Source organism: Enterococcus sp. AZ109, assembly GCF_051714625.1.
Taxonomy (GTDB): Bacteria; Bacillota; Bacilli; order Lactobacillales; family Enterococcaceae; genus Enterococcus_A.
This window is the reverse complement of the sequence record NZ_JBIOSF010000001.1, coordinates 346978-362477: the sequence shown is the minus strand read 5'-3', so window position 1 is coordinate 362477 and position 15500 is coordinate 346978. Positions and strand designations below refer to the sequence as shown.

At 40.7% G+C, this 15500-nt stretch carries 12 protein-coding genes and 1 pseudogene; 9 read left to right on the top strand and 4 right to left on the bottom strand.

Annotation, left to right across the window (positions count from 1 at the left end):
• Positions 1-137 precede the first annotated feature (137 nt).
• On the top strand, positions 138-974 hold the full coding sequence (locus IGI42_RS01745) for a hypothetical protein (protein ID WP_438713892.1): 837 nt from the start codon (positions 138-140) through the stop codon (positions 972-974).
• The gene (locus IGI42_RS01740; protein WP_438713891.1) at positions 975-2009 is read left to right on the top strand and encodes a hypothetical protein; all 1035 of its coding nucleotides are present in this window, start codon (positions 975-977) and stop codon (positions 2007-2009) included. It abuts the gene before it with no gap.
• 68 nt (positions 2010-2077) lie between these two features.
• Here IGI42_RS01740 and IGI42_RS01735 read toward each other — a convergent pair whose 3' ends face one another.
• Complete coding sequence (locus IGI42_RS01735; RefSeq protein ID WP_438713890.1) at positions 2078-2695, bottom strand: alpha/beta fold hydrolase; 618 nt, start codon at positions 2693-2695, stop codon at positions 2078-2080.
• A 246-nt stretch (positions 2696-2941) separates the two neighbouring features.
• Between IGI42_RS01735 and asnB the strand changes: the two genes are divergently transcribed.
• Positions 2942-4822 (top strand): asparagine synthase (glutamine-hydrolyzing), encoded by a 1881-nt coding sequence (gene asnB / locus IGI42_RS01730; RefSeq protein ID WP_438713888.1) that lies wholly within the window; start codon positions 2942-2944, stop codon positions 4820-4822.
• A gap of 37 nt (positions 4823-4859) precedes the next feature.
• Here asnB and ypfJ read toward each other — a convergent pair.
• Together ypfJ and IGI42_RS01720 are read right to left on the bottom strand one after the other, a co-directional pair.
• A pseudogene (ypfJ, locus tag IGI42_RS01725) lies at positions 4860-5716 on the bottom strand (KPN_02809 family neutral zinc metallopeptidase).
• 158 nt (positions 5717-5874) lie between these two features.
• Positions 5875-7977, bottom strand: coding sequence for an LTA synthase family protein (locus IGI42_RS01720; protein WP_438713887.1), 2103 nt, complete (start codon positions 7975-7977; stop codon positions 5875-5877).
• Between the two features lie 181 nt (positions 7978-8158).
• On the opposite strand from IGI42_RS01720, the gene IGI42_RS01715 reads away from it, so the two are divergent.
• Entirely contained in the window at positions 8159-10414 is a 2256-nt protein-coding gene (locus IGI42_RS01715) for an ATP-binding cassette domain-containing protein (protein WP_438713885.1), read from the top strand.
• Between the two features lie 42 nt (positions 10415-10456).
• On the opposite strand, the gene IGI42_RS01710 is transcribed toward IGI42_RS01715, so the two are convergent.
• The gene (locus tag IGI42_RS01710) at positions 10457-11389 is read right to left on the bottom strand and encodes an AraC family transcriptional regulator (protein WP_438713884.1); all 933 of its coding nucleotides are present in this window, start codon (positions 11387-11389) and stop codon (positions 10457-10459) included.
• 124 nt (positions 11390-11513) lie between these two features.
• Between IGI42_RS01710 and IGI42_RS01705 the strand changes: the two genes are divergently transcribed.
• The 5 genes from IGI42_RS01705 (at position 11514) to IGI42_RS01685 (ending at position 15479) form a co-directional block, all read left to right on the top strand.
• Positions 11514-12089, top strand: coding sequence for a TetR/AcrR family transcriptional regulator (locus tag IGI42_RS01705; RefSeq protein ID WP_438713882.1), 576 nt, complete (start codon positions 11514-11516; stop codon positions 12087-12089).
• Between the two features lie 5 nt (positions 12090-12094).
• Positions 12095-12337 carry a zinc ribbon domain-containing protein gene (locus IGI42_RS01700; RefSeq protein WP_438713881.1) on the top strand — a complete coding sequence of 81 codons (243 nt, stop codon included), beginning with the start codon at positions 12095-12097 and terminating at the stop codon, positions 12335-12337.
• Complete coding sequence (locus IGI42_RS01695; protein WP_438713880.1) at positions 12334-12591, top strand: TfoX/Sxy family protein; 258 nt, start codon at positions 12334-12336, stop codon at positions 12589-12591. Before IGI42_RS01700 ends, IGI42_RS01695 begins: the two co-directional genes overlap by 4 nt.
• 84 nt (positions 12592-12675) lie before the next feature.
• Positions 12676-14673 (top strand): HelD family protein, encoded by a 1998-nt coding sequence (locus IGI42_RS01690; protein ID WP_438713879.1) that lies wholly within the window; start codon positions 12676-12678, stop codon positions 14671-14673.
• The gene (locus tag IGI42_RS01685; RefSeq protein ID WP_438713878.1) at positions 14670-15479 is read left to right on the top strand and encodes a helix-turn-helix transcriptional regulator; all 810 of its coding nucleotides are present in this window, start codon (positions 14670-14672) and stop codon (positions 15477-15479) included. The genes IGI42_RS01690 and IGI42_RS01685 overlap by 4 nt, the downstream gene beginning before the upstream one ends.
• Positions 15480-15500 lie beyond the last annotated feature (21 nt).

Sequence of the window (15500 nt, the reverse complement as noted above, 5' to 3'; positions counted from 1 at the left end):
ATTATTAATGTAAATGATAAGAGCGTTGGTCGCTAGGTCAGCGTTCTTTTTTATCCAATTTTTAAACCAGATAAACACTTTTTCATTAAAAAAAATGGTACTATGAGATTGTAAACACGCATAAAGGAGGGTATTACATGGAGACACCAGAAAACCAACCTAAAACGTCCTTTGATTCTGTAAAAGAATCAGCTTCTGTTGTGTTAGGTGACTTAATGTCTCAACTACAACGCTTAGAAAAAGCGATGGAAGAAGAGGATATGGGAACTGTCTATCAGATTTACTGGAAGGAATTGCCAGTAGCTATTCAACAATCTAGTAATGCCAATCATGAAATGGATAATTATTTTACCAGTAAACTGGATCGTGAATTTTTACGGATGTTTCCTTTCATGCAATTACGCCAGCAAGCAACACCGGTCTTGCTGGACTATCAGTTAGGCAGTTATTATCGTGATCGTACTGTCATTCAGCTTGATGCTACACAGCCGGCACTATTGCTTTTGCCTACAGTCAAGAAGCAGTGGGAAAAAGCCGAAAAAGGGATTTACCGTGAAGAAATAGAAGCTTTACAAGCTCAAGAAGACGATTTCGATGCGAAAATTATCGCTGCTAGTTCAGAAATTGAAGACATTGATAAACAAATCAAACAGCTAGAACATGATAAAGAAGAGTTAAAGGAAACAAAAGGCCTGCTGAATCGAAAAAAGGTTGATGAGGAAATTGACCAGTTGAATGAAAAAATTTCAGCGTTGAAACAAGAACGTAAGAAATGGCTACCTTATTTCAGTGGGGAAATGACTCGAGAATCCCAAAAAGAAGAATTGGCGCAGCAAAAAAAGGCTTTGGCACTAGAACAAGCAATTGCCTTAAAAGAATTGCGGATTATCAATAAACGATTTGGCTCTCTTGAAACAATGGAAAAACAGTTGCAGCAATTTATTCAAGTGTTTTTAAACAAGGAGGGCAAATAAATGAAAGATGAGAAGAAAACAAGAGTTAGCGAGTTATATGACGCATTGGTGGAACCAGAAGTAGAACCTGACCAGCTGACTATTAAAGAAAAAGAAATCTTACACGCAGATGAAGCTGCTCCCCCGTCGAAAAAAGCGAATAACCTCACAGCAAAAGAAAAACCAATTAGTCACTCGGCATTGTCGTACTACGACAATCGCGAGAGCAATTATCAAGATATATTAACTTTAATAGACGATGCTGAAAAAGAATTGACTGATTTGAAATTCCGAAAAAAATTGATGGAATCTGATTTTCCAACATTACTAAAATATTTTCGAGAAATCTTTTTGAAGGCCGAATATGAAGTATCAGCCATTGCAAAAGGTGCTTTGCTGGAATATTTTACTTTTGAGTTGCTAAAGCCCTTGGAATCTAAGGAGCTGCGACTTTCTAGCAATGATTTTTCAACTTGGGAAACTAAACATTACACTCTGTCTTATCGATTAGTCAAAGATCAAGTAATCAATTTCCACTTAATGATGCCAACCTCAGATGGGAAAATTCGTACTGAAAAAATACATTTAATGGCAATTTATCCAGAAACGATGAGGGTAGTAGTACTAAATAATGCGGTTTTGACTTTGTTAGAGGATTGCTATCAGCGCCGCATCTATTCCAGCGGACAAAATTCATTGCTTAGTCATGAAATGAATAGTGTATTCTCTCATATGAAATATTTAGGCTTTGCCCTGGAAGATAATTTGTTAGACAATAGTCAACCCCTTAGTCTGTCATTTGATCTGCCTCATATGGTAAGTACGGATACCCTAGATGATATCTTTATTACTGCTATGAACAACCCTAAATACGATTTCAAAAAGCCAGATGAAGAGCACTATTTAGTTTTGCTAGAAAATAATCACTCTGTTGAAATAGTACAGGATAAAGAAAAAAATATTACACGCCTAAAACTAGATACGGCAAATAGCAATAAATCTTTAATCGAATTCTTTGGGGCATACCCATTTTTAGTATCCTTAGCTCTAAAATAAGAAATTAATCCGTCCAAGCTTAGCCACACTCTTTAACAGAGCGCTGATTCTAAGCTTGGACGGATTTTCTAGATTTTATAAAAATACTTTAGCATTGCAGCAACCTTTTTTGGTGCTTCCGTGTTAGCCTCGTGTCCCACACCCTCCAACTGATAATACACTGCTTCCGATATTGTAGTGGTCATTGCTAGTGCAGCAGACTTGTTGGGGACATCTTTGCTACCGCAAGCCACTAAGGTAGGACAAGAAATTTCGCTTAGCCCTTCACTAAAATCGATATCCAGCATAGAAGTGGTTAATTTCAGCATTGTTTCTTTTTCTAATGCACCAGTATCAAAAACCTTCATCGGCATGTAGCGAAGAATAAAGTTTTGCACCTTAAGCAGTTTCTTCGGCATTTTGTAGTGTGCACCGATTAGAACTAGCGAAGCAACATTTTCGGGATATTGCGTGGCGTAATTCAGAGCTAAAATCCCACCTAAGGATAGTCCGCATAAATGGAGAGGTTTCTCCAACTGATCGCAATAGGTTACAAATTTTTGGTATAGGTCCTCATACGTTGCTGCATCTGACTGGAGAAAGCTGTCCAAATTAGGGACCGCTACCGAATTTAGGGGCAAGTGGTCCAGAGTCTGCTGCCAGCTGGTGACGGATTGTCCTAACCCATGAATAAATAGATAAGTCATTTTCTCACCTCGTTTGACGTCTTTCTTCTATTATATAGAAAACTTTTTAGCTAAGATAGTCTACTTCTTGAAATAGAGAACGTTTTCTGCCGGATCTTCTCTTAATATCCCTTTGTAAAAAATTAAGAAATCCAGCGAAAATAAGCAGAAAATCCTCGCAACCCGTGAAAGAAGGGAAATCCTATGATATACTTTGAAAGTTGATACCAGCGTGTATCGTAGGCAATTTGAAAGAGGGTAGACAATGTGTGCGGAATTGTAGGATTCGTTGATCGTTCAAATACAACACAAAAAAAACAGGTCATCAAGGAAATGATGGATACCATCGTTCACCGTGGGCCAAACAGCTCCGGTCAGTTTATTGATGAAGGTGTTGCTTTAGGTTTTCGTCGTTTAAGTATTATTGACTTAGAAGGCGGTTCACAACCGATTTACAATGAAGATGAAACCAAAATCATCACCTTTAATGGTGAAATTTATAATTATCAATCGATTCGCGAAGATTTAATTGCTAAAGGGCATGTGTTTACGACACATGCTGATACTGAAGTGTTGCTTCATGGATACGAAGAATATGGTGTAGACTTGCTGCAAAAGATTCGCGGGATGTTTGCATTTGTTATTTGGGATACTGAAAAACAAGAATTGTTCGGTGCACGAGATCACTTTGGCATTAAGCCATTGTACTATGCGCAAATGAACGGTACTTTTATGTATGGTTCAGAAATTAAGAGCTTCTTAAAGCATCCAAACTTTGTGAAGGAACTAAATAAAGAAGCATTGAAGCCTTATATGACCTTCCAATATTCAGCTTTGGATGAAACCTTCTTCAAAAACGTATTTCGCATTAAAGAAGGCCATTACTTCACTTACAAAGATGGTGAATTGAAAATCGAACAATACTGGGATGTCGACGAAAAAGAAACCAGCTTAACCTTGGATGAAACGGTTGATTTAATTGATAAAACGGTTGTTTCTTCAGTTGAAGCTCACCGCATTGCGGATGTGGAAGTAGGGTCATTCCTTTCTTCTGGGGTAGATTCAAGCTATGTAACAGCTGTGTTGCGTCCCGAACATTCATATTCGATTGGATTTGGTGACAAAAGTTACAATGAATCAGTTGAGGCGAAAAAATTAGCTGAGCTAATCGATTTGAACAATACTTCGCGTGTAGTAACTGGGGATGAAGCGTTTGAATATTTCCCGTTGATTCAATATCATTTGGATGAGCCAGATTCAAACCCATCTTGTGTGCCGCTATACTTTTTAGCTGAATTAGCCAGCCGGGATGTGCGAGTTGCTTTGAGTGGGGAAGGTGCCGATGAATTGTTTGCCGGCTACCAAGCTTATGGTATGAACACAAATTCTAAAGTAGTTAAAGTGGTTGCTGAAGGTTTGAAGAAATTACCTAAAGGCATGCGCTATAAAATTGGTCGCGGACTAAAAGATAAAACCTTCCGAGGCGCCTTGCATTTGTACACTTCATTGGCACCAGCCGAAGATTTCTTCATTGGACAAGCGAAAGTCTTTGAAGAAGATGAAGCAGTAGATTACTTGCAGCCAACTTACCAAAAGAGCCCAAGCGTGAAGGATATCGTCCAAGTTCATTACGATCAAGTCCAAGACATGTCGGAAATCAAAAAAATGCAATATTTGGATATGCACCAATGGATGCCCAAAGACATCCTGTTAAAGGCTGATAAGCTGTCTATGGCCAGCTCATTAGAAGTCCGAGTTCCTCTATTGGATAAAGAATTAATGAAGGTCTCTGAACAAGTACCAACCAAATATCTGATTAATGCTGAAAACACCAAGTATGCGTTCCGTCAAGCGGCCGCTCGCCACTTGCCAGAGGAATGGTACAACCGTGAAAAACTAGGCTTTCCAGTACCAATTAAAGATTGGCTGCGGGAAGAAAAATACTACAAAATTATCCGACATCTGTTTGAACAGGAATTTGTAAAAGAATTTTTCGATCAAGCAAAAATCTTGAAATTGCTAGATGACAACTATGAAGGAAAAGCCGATGGTCGTCGCAAAATTTGGACTATTTATACCTTCTTAACTTGGTATCAAGTGTATTTCATTAATGATGGGGTAAAACCAGAACCAGTAAATATAGCTTAAAAAAATAATCATCCCAACCAAGCTGGGATGATTATTTTTATGTTCCTAAGGATAGATCTTCAGCATTGAAGGTATCGCCATGTTCAAAGTCACCGTAACGATAACCTCGTTCAAACCAGGCTTTACGTTGGGCCGAAGTCCCATGGGTAAAGCTGTCAGGGACAACATAACCTTGCGCTTGCTGTTGCAACGTGTCATCACCGATACTATTAGCCGCATTGAGTGCTTCGTCGATATCACCAATTTCTAGAACTGGTTGACCATTGATTGTTTCGCCTTCCATGTATTTTGCCCAGCTGCCAGCATAATAATCTGCCTGTAGCTCCATCCGAACCTGATACTGATTGTACTCAGATTCACTTAAGCTTTGTCGTCGTTGAGCCATCTGATCAGTCACACCTAGCTCCTGTTGAACATGATGACCAACTTCATGAGCGATAACATATGCCCATGCAAAGTCACCACCTGCACCATATTGAGTAGCTAGTTCATCAGCAAAGGATAAGTCCAAGTAAACTCGCTGATCACCTGGACAATAAAAAGGACCTACTGCCGAACTTGCTGAACCGCAAGCGGTATCGACATAATCGGTATAAAAAACCATGGTGGGATTTTGGTAATTCATCCCACGGTCTTGAAACTCCTGATTCCAATAATCCTCCAAATAGCCAAAAACGACTTCGGAATATTCCTGTTGATCCTCACGACCCGCTGTGTTGACTGCATCTTGCTGTTTAATATATCGGTCACATCTACATTTCCACCGCCCAAAAACAACATGAGTAACACAATAATTATCCCACCAATTCCGCCTCCAACAGCTAAACCGCCGCTACGGCGGTTGCCAGTACGGTTCTCTACATTAGTACTTTTTCGTCCGTCTCGATAGCGCATGTCATTTCACTCCTTAAAACTGTTACCGTTTTATTAATTATAGCGAAGGGAACAGTTCTCAAGCGAATAATACGCTTGAGTGAATCGAAAAATAGCTGAGGTAGCACAGTAAAATATTATGTAAACAAAAAGGCAAAAAAATAGAGGAAGTTAATCCTCTATTCTTGATACTCTGTATAAGTAGCCGTTTGGTATAGCGAAACTGTTGATTCGTCATTATTCTGACTATAAAGACTGGTGGAACCTTTGCCTTTATCAGCTTCAATCGCAAGTAATCTTTCTAATTGATTATGGTAATCAAATTGTTGCGGATCAATCGGTTCAAGTCCACTGCCTTGGTAAAAGCGTAACAGGTCACCATTGTTAATCTTGTCAGATGTTATCAATTGCTCATCTACTGCTTGATTCAACTGAGTAAATAACTTTTGCTGTTCCAAATTCGGTTCATCTACTGGCAAGCCTGTTTGATTGTCGTATACTTTACCACCGTAGAAGGTGTAGTCGGGTGTAACAAAGTCACCGTCACGAAATGCCACTAATTGCTGGTGATCCTCAGAAAAAAGATCTTGTCCCAACATCAAGTAGTCATCTGTTGGAATACCTAGTAAATGCAGAAGTGTTGGTAAAGCATCAACTTGTCCACCGTACGTATGATTAATCCCACCATTAGTTTGGCCTGGTATATGAATCATGAAGGGAACCCTCTGCATTTGTGCGTTGTCGAAATCGCCCCATTCATCCGAACTTTTTCCTAACAAAGGAGCTAACTCGCTGTTACGGGTATTGGAAATACCGTAGTGATCCCCATACAACACAAAAATCGAATTTTCATATAAGCCGCTAACCTTCATATAATCAAAGAATTCCTGCATCGCTGTATCTAAGTAATTAGCTGTTGCAAAGTAACCATTGATGGTTGAATCATTCGTGTTTGCTAATGGGAATCCATCTTCCTCATTATTAAAGCTAGAATAAGGATAATGATTAGAAACAGTAATCATCTTGGCGTAAAAAGGCTGTTGTAGATGTTCTAAATACTGAACCGACTGATTAAGAAACGGTTTATCATGCATCCCATATTGGAACGAATTTTCTTCATTAATATCGTAATAGCTGGAGTCAAAGAAATAATCGTAACCCAAATGCTTATAAGTGGCATCCCGATTCCAAAAGCTAGCGGAATGACCATGAAAAACAGCCGAAGAGTAGCCAGCAGTCTGCTGTAAAATATTTGGAGCAGACTCAAAGGTATTTTTGTCACCCATTTGAGTAAATAATGCGCCTTGGTTCAAACCAAATAACGAATTTTCCAATAAAGTTTCAGCGTCTGAAGTTTTCCCAGCTTTCACTTGATGGAAGAAGTTGTCAAAGCTATAAGTACTTTGATCATGGTAAAGACTATTCAAGAAAGGGGTAACGGTATGTGCTTCACCGTTTTCATCAGTCAACTGATAATCGATTAAAAACTGTTGAAAGCTTTCTAAATGGACATAGACGACATTTTTTCCTTTAGCAATGCCGTACATTTCATCATTAGGCGCTGCTTGATGCTTATCCACGTAATCTTCTACTTCGTTCAAATCAGTTGGGCTAGCTTCAGCACGAACTTGGTTATTCTGGTAGGTTTGGTAACCATCGTAAAAGGTAAAAGCATTAATTCCCAAATACTTCACCATGTATTCCCGAGAAAACTGCCGGCTCAACAAGCCGGAACGGTCCATTTCGGCTAAGAACAAGTTGCCGCTACCGATTAATACGGCTAGCACTGCCAGAGCAGTTGCCTGACGTATTCGAGGCACTCTCGAATCCAACTTTATTTTTTTTCTCCATAATAATAACGGTAGAATGATTAAATCGACTATATAAAAAACATCATAAAATCTAAATAAACGAACTGCGCTCTCGCCTAAACCGGTAGAAACCTGACCAGCTCCTAATAACGTGTTAATCGTAATAAAGTCGGTAAACTCCCGATAATAAACTGCGTTGGAAAAGAGCCAAATCGATAGTAGAAAATAAATACCGAATAACGTGGCATAAGCTACTCGAGTTCGCTTAATAAAAAGTCCGACACTAATCAATAGCATAGAGACACTGATCGGATTAATCAGCAAGATAAAAAATTGTAATGGGCTTTGTAAACTAAGATGAAAATCCATGATATAGCCAAACATATTTTTGACCCACAATAACAATAGTAACAGGCTAAAAAAGCCAGTGCGGGTATTGATAAATTGTTTATATTTTTTTAATTGAGACATAGAACGCTCCTTATCACTGAAAGTGCAATCATAGTCTATTCTATCGGTTTTGTGAAAAAGCGTCAAACTAAATGAGGAGTTTGTGACGTTTACTTAATGTTTGACATCTAATTGTGTTTCTTTTGCGTTAACTTTTAGAATAGCCTACACTTAAATAGAAGTTTAAAAGGAGGTTCTGTCTATGATGGATCAATGGATTACTATTAAGGATGCCAACCAAAATAATTTGAAACATGTTTCAACTACGATTCCTAAAAAACAGTTAACGGTAGTCACCGGCTTATCCGGCTCAGGAAAATCGTCACTCGTTTTTGACACCTTAGCGGCGGAGTCCCGTCGTGAGCTGAACGAAACCTTTCCCAGCTTTTTGCAGCAGTATTTGCCGAAATACGGACGACCTGAAGTAGCCGCTATCGATCAGCTACCGGTAGGAATCGTGATTGATCAGAAGAAGCTGTCTGCAAATGCCCGCTCAACGGTGGGAACTTATACCGATATCTATACTTTCTTGCGTTTGCTGTTTTCACGAGTCGGCAAACCCTTTATCGGTTATTCTGATACTTTTTCCTTCAATCACCCGGAAGGCAAATGCCCGCAATGCGACGGATTAGGCACTACCACAACGATTGATATTCATAAGCTGGTGGATTTTAATCAATCACTGAATGAAGATCCGATTGATTTTCCTACCTTTCATCACGGTTTTTGGCGTTGGAAACGCTATGCGGACAGTGGTTTGTTTGACTTGGACAAGAAAATTAAGGATTATTCCGAAGATGAATTGGAGATGTTCTTATATTCGCCCCAAGTAAAGTTGAAAAATGCGCCAGAAGTTTGGCCTCATACTGCGCTTTATGAAGGCTTGATTCCCCGTATGCAACGCAGTATTTTGAATAAAGATGAAGGCAAACGTCACCAAAAACAATTGAACCGTTTTGTGACGGTGGAAACTTGCCCGGATTGTCACGGTACGCGAGTGAACGATCGGGTTCGGACCTGCTTAATTAACGGCAAAAATATCTCCGATTTGGTCTTAATGCCTCTTGATGAATTGGCGGAGTTTATCCAGTCGATTGAAGCGACTTTGGCAGTTGATATTCAACGAGAGCTGCAAAAACGTCTGACAGCTTTGCTGGATATCGGTTTAAGCTACTTAACCTTATCTCGTTCAACCGGTACACTATCTGGCGGTGAGGCCCAACGGATTAAAATCTCTAAATATATCAATAGTTCATTAACCGATATTATGTATGTGCTGGATGAACCTAGTGCCGGGTTGCACCCCAAAGACATCGATCGTTTCAAAAAGGCGTTAACGATGTTAAGGGACAAAGGCAATACGGTCATTTTGGTGGAGCATCATCCCCAATTAATTGAAGCTGCTGATTACATTATCGATATGGGGCCAGGAGCAGGTGAAGCTGGCGGTGAGATTCAATTTGCCGGAACCTATGAGGACTTTTTAAGCAGCAATACTGTCACCAATCAGCTGCTGCAAACACGTTTTCCATTAAAAGCACAGCTCCGAGCGTCGAAGGAAAGCCTTAAGCTGGAGAATAGCTCGATTCACAATTTGAAAAATGTATCAGTGGATGTGCCTTTGGGTGTGCTGACTGTCCTTTGCGGTGTTGCCGGCTCAGGGAAAAGTTCCCTGGGTGAAGCTATTCGTCAAACAGCTTTGGAACAAGGGCGGGACATTGTAGCGATCTCTCAGAAAAATATCGGGATTAACCTGCGTTCGACGCCGTTGACCTATTTGGATGTCTTCACGGATATTCGCCAATTGTTTGCTAAAGCCAATGATATTTCAGCAGCCTACTTTAGTTATAACTCAAAGGGTGCCTGTCCTCGTTGTCATGGAAAAGGTGTGATTGTTACCGATATGTCCTTCATGGAAGATATTGTCACGGTTTGTGAGGTGTGCCATGGGGATCGGTATGACCCAGACATTTTGAAGTATCATTATCTCGGGAAAAGTATCGTGGATGTAATGCATTTTACAGTAACAGAAGCCTATGATTTCTTCACAGAAGCAAAATTCAGTCGTCAGTTGAAAGCACTGGTGGACGTTGGCTTAGGCTATCTTCGCTTGAATCAGTCCCTAACGACTTTATCCGGAGGGGAATTACAGCGGCTGAAGCTGGCTGGACAATTGCACAAGTCGGGTTCGATTTATTTGCTGGATGAACCAACTGATGGGTTGCATCTCGCCGACATTCAAGAGCTGATTCAGCTGTTCAATCAAATGGTGGATGAGGGCAACAGCTTGATTCTGTTGGAGCATCACTTGGCGATTATGAAGCAAGCGGACTGGTTAATTGAAGTGGGGCCTGAAGGTGGCGCTAAAGGCGGCGAAATTTTGTTTACCGGAACACCTCAGGAGTTACTTGCCAGCGAGGACTCAATCACCCAGCCTTACTTAAAAGCTTCTCTATAAATAGTAAACAACCTCTGCAAAAAGGGATCGCAGAGGTTGTTTTTATAGCGGCAACGGTGCAACCCAAACCTCTTGATAGGCAGTAGTCGGGTTTTCTGCAGGATAGTACTTCTCCATGGAATAAGGCTCAGTAAGCAACTGTTGACTAGGCAGCCAGGTTCCCAGCAAATAACCAAGCGCTTTCGCTATGGCGATGTTACGGGCTTCCGGTGTATTTTCCGCTTCACAGCCGCAAACAATGTATTCACCTGGGAGAACAACCCAAGTTTCAAGGTCTTCGTCCAATGTTTCAACTCTACCGCCGGCAAAGTAATCAAAGCATTCGGCAGGTACTAAAGAGGTTGGATCAACAGATGTATCTTTTAAGAAAGAAGCACCCAATTGAATGTCTTCAGTAAACAATTCAGAGTGCTGCTTTTTCAGCTGATGAAACTCAGTCCAAATGACATCTGCTTGGTTAACTCCCGTAGTTCCTCCTACCGGAATAGCATTAGCAATCAGAATTTTTCCAACCACCCCTTGATAATACTCAGGCTGGGTGACTTTTTGACGCGTGATGGTTAGCACCATGCTTTCCGCAACAAAGGAGTCATTTTCTGCTATGACCGTTTGCATCATGGTTAAATCGGGCTTCAGCATTTGTTGTAAGGCAGGCTGCTCTAAGCGATAAACTTCTGGGGTCATGTCATAAGCCGACTTGAATACCTTCGTGAAATAAGCATGGCTGTTAAAACCCATCTCCATCGCAATATCTAAAATCCGCCGATCGGTGGCTGCCAGCAGCTGACAAGCTTTTGCTAGCCGACGCAGCTTCACGTATTCCATAACTGGACGGCCGACCAACTTTTTAAACAAACGTTGAAAATAAAAAGGGGATAGACAAGCAATAGCTGCTAATTCTGTTAACGGCAATGATTGGTCCAAATGCTCTTCAATATAATCGATTACTTGCTGAATACTTTGCCAGGTTTTCATAGGAATCTCACTTTCTGTCTTTACTACATTTATCATACCATGAGTCAAATTGAAGGCAACTATTGACTTGTTTGTGTCGTAAGAATAAAATGAGTGTATACTCAGTGAGTGGAGGGTCATCCAAATGACAGAAACAATTCGAGCGAAAAAGAAACGTCAGACCAGAACAACTATTTTAGAAACGGCCAGTGAGTTATTTGCCGCAGAAGGCTTTCAGCTGCCTACTAGTAAAATCGCGAAGACAGCAGGAGTAGCTCATGGTTCACTGTTTCTCCATTTCCCAACTAGAGAAGAGTTAGTCGATGCAGTAATCCGTTCATTTTTCCAGGAGCTGAATACAAGAATCCACCAAGTTACCGAAACAACTGGATCATTAGAAGAATTTTTACGTCAGCACCTGGAAATGCTAGAGGAGAAGGAAGCTTTTTATACCCAGCTGATTACCAGTCTGACTACCTTGCCTACTACGACGCAGCAAAAACTATTCGCTTACCAATCGACACTTTCATCTCATCTGTTGCTGTTGCTGGAAAAAGAAGACATCGTAGCTGTTGCACCGCATATGCTGTTTAACACCTGGCTGGGCATCATTCATTATTATCTGCAGAACAAAGCGATGTTCGCTCCGAACGAATCGGCGATTGTGCGATATAAGGATGAGTGGATAGCGGCATATGTAAAACTGATTAGGAAAGGTTGAGGGAAATGGAAAAATGTATTGCATGCGGTATGCCGATGGAGAAACCAGAGGATCATGCGCTAGGAGATGTGAGCAAAAACTATTGTGTGCACTGTACCAAGGAAAACGGAGAGATGCAATCCTTTGAGGAAAAACGCGCTAACTTGATTGACTTTGTTACTAGGACTCAAGGCTTTGATCCTAAAGCCGCAGTCGGTGTGGTGGAAACGATGATGAAGGAATTGCCAGCATGGAGGGAGCTGCTATGAACCAGTTAACAGCATTGCCAAATGTAGGAGAAGTCTTAGCGGAGCATTTAGTCGCGATCGGAATTGATTCTCCAGAAGTGTTACGAGAAAGCGGGACAGAGAACGTTTTTTTGAAGATTCGGATGCAACGAGATGCGGGTGCTTGCTTGAACATGCTGTACGGAATAGAGGGCGCTGTTCAAGGTATTCCTAAGCGACAGTTATCGCTGGAAAGAAAGCAGCAGTTAAAGCAGTTTTATTATAGTCTGGATTAGGTAAAACCGCAGGATTGGACAAAAATGATTTCGCGACTTCCTTTATAATAAGTGATTGATGTGAGTAAAGGGAGTGACGAAACCATGGATATAATTGAACAAGAAGAACAGAATAATTGGCGAGAAATCAAGCAGCAGATGCTAGTTCGACAACAGGAAATCGCTTCTTCAGTCGCTGCTGCTTCCAAGGAGTTAAAGGAATTTCAACACTATTTGGTCAATTACAAGGGAGAAATAGACCCTCACGAGATGTTCACCAATGTTCGTTTGCAGGAGCAGCAAATCCTAGCTGGATCTGTTAAATTTCAGCAATTAGAAAAGCTCCAGAAACAGCTGAGTAATCCTTACTTTACTCGTGTTGACTTTCTTTTTTCAGGCGAAGAACATGCAGAGGTGTTGTATATTGGCCGTTTTTCATTTTCTAATGAACACAATCAATTATTGATTTATGATTGGCGGGCACCTATCGCCAGTCTTTTTTACGATTTTGATTTTGGTCCAGCTTATTATCAGTCCCCAAATAGCAAAGTAAACGGGAAGATTACGGGAAAGCGTCAAATCAAATTTAAGCATGGCACTATTGATTATGTGCTGGACACGCATACGACAGTCTTTGATGAAGTCTTGCAAAAGGAGCTAAGCAATCAGCAAAGTGGTCGAATGTCGACTATTATCGGCACGATTCAAAAAGAACAAAATCAGATTATCCGCGCCAATAACCGCAGGGATCTGATTGTCCATGGAGTGGCGGGTTCGGGAAAAACGTCCATTGCGCTGCATCGAATTGCTTTCTTACTCTATCAAAATCGAGAGCGCTTGTCTTCGGATCAAATCACCATTCTCTCACCCAATCAGGTGTTTGGAACCTACATTTCTGAAGTCTTGCCAGAGCTGGGAGAAGAGCCAGTTAATGAATGGAGTATTGATCTGTTGGTGGAATCAATATCTGGGCAAGCCGCGACTATTTCAAGACTGGCAGAAACGGAGTTGGCAATTGCTAATCAGCTGCCGGAACGGATTCGTTACTTGGCTGCCAGCAAATGTGTGCTAGACCTTGAAAACTTTCTGCAGGAATTAGATCAAAGTATTTTTCAAGCAGAAACCTTGGTGATTGGCTCCTATAATTTCTCAACGGACTATTTGAAGAGACGCTTTCTTGCTTACAATCGTCAGCCAATTATGGAACGTCTCGCGATGATCGCAAGCGATGTTCTAGAAGAAATGAAAAAGAAACCCTTTAGGCCTAAACGCTTGCCGACAAAGGGACAAATTAAAAAGGAATTACTTCGCCAATTAACCTATCGTTCCAGCAAAGCAATTTACAAGGCTTATTTAGAAACTCAAGGATTTCAAACAATCAGCAGCTACTGTTATTCCGACTTATTTCCACTGTTGCGTATACAAGCCTTTTTCGAAAAAGATTTAGCCTTCAAAAACAATAAGTATGTGGTAGTAGACGAGATGCAGGACTACACATTAATGCAAATGGAGGTTATTAAAAGATTGTTTCCTTGTCAACGGCTGTTAGTAGGAGATTATACGCAGCAGTTAACCGACAACAACGTCAGAAGTCTTTCCCATTTGCAAAAAGTGTTTCCTGAGGCTGAGATGGTACAATTAACGAAGAGCTATCGCTCAACCTATGAAATTATGACCTTTGCTAAGGGGTTAATCGATGATCAGTTAATTGAACCAGTCGTCAGACATGGGGAAGCACCAGAGATAATAGCTGTTAAGCAAGAAGAAATTCTTTCAGAAATTATAGCCAAGCTGGATTTATTTACATCAAAATTTGAAACGATCGCCTTAATCACCAAGGATTCCCAGCAAGCAATAAAATGGCAGAAACAACTAGATCAATATAAAGAAGTTTCCTTGTTAAAAGACACGAGCCAAATGCTAGCGAAAACCGGTGTTTATTTGTGTGGAGTCAGCACAGCAAAGGGATTAGAATTCGACGCGGTAATTGTGTTAGATAGCCAGAAAGAAAACTTTTCTGGTCGAACTGGTCAGCAGCAATTATTTGTAGCCGCTACCCGGGCAATTCATCATTTAGTTTTTATAGAAAGGAGCTTTTCATGAGCAACCAATTGATTCAGCAAGTGGAGCAGTACATCGAAGAGCACTTGGAGCAGCCGATAACTGTAGGCAGCTTAGCGTATCAGTTACATTATTCCAAGTCTCATTTGCTGCACGAGTTCTCGGCCGCAACCAAATGGCGTTTGTATGATTATATCAAGAAACGTCGTCTCCACGAAGCCGCTTTCTTGTTAATAGAAGGGCAGCGTCCCATTATTGAGATTGCCTTAATCAGTGGGTATCAAAATCAGCAATCATTCACGAAAGCCTTCAAGGAAATCTACAAAATCTCTCCTAGACAATTTAGGCAGCAAAAGAAACCCTTTGGCTTGGTACAGTCTTCTGAGCAATCTGTAAGCTGGTCGGGCCAATACACGATCAAGGAAGTAACAATAAAAGAATTTCCAGCAATTATTTCTTATATGGAGCACATTCAATGGGCCTTTCCTTACTATGACGAAGCTACTTTTACTAAAGTGGTGAAACAGCGGGTTCAAGCAGGAAATGTTTTAACAGCTGCAGCGGATGAAGGGATAATCGGGCTTTTGATTTACGACTCTCACCGCCAGCATCTTGATGGATTGTCTTCTTTACCTGTTCTATGGGATGAATCTATCGAAGCAAACTTGTTGGAGAGACTCCTAAATACTAAAAAGTTGGATCAGGTCACAACAACTACTTTTAGATCAAAAGATAAATTAGACATAGGACATCGCCAGCGACTGATTGATTTGGGCTTTCAACCAGAAATTCAATTAATCGAATTTGGTTATCCAACAGAGCAAATGATCTACAAGAAAAAGCACTGAAACCCCCGACAGGAATTTCAG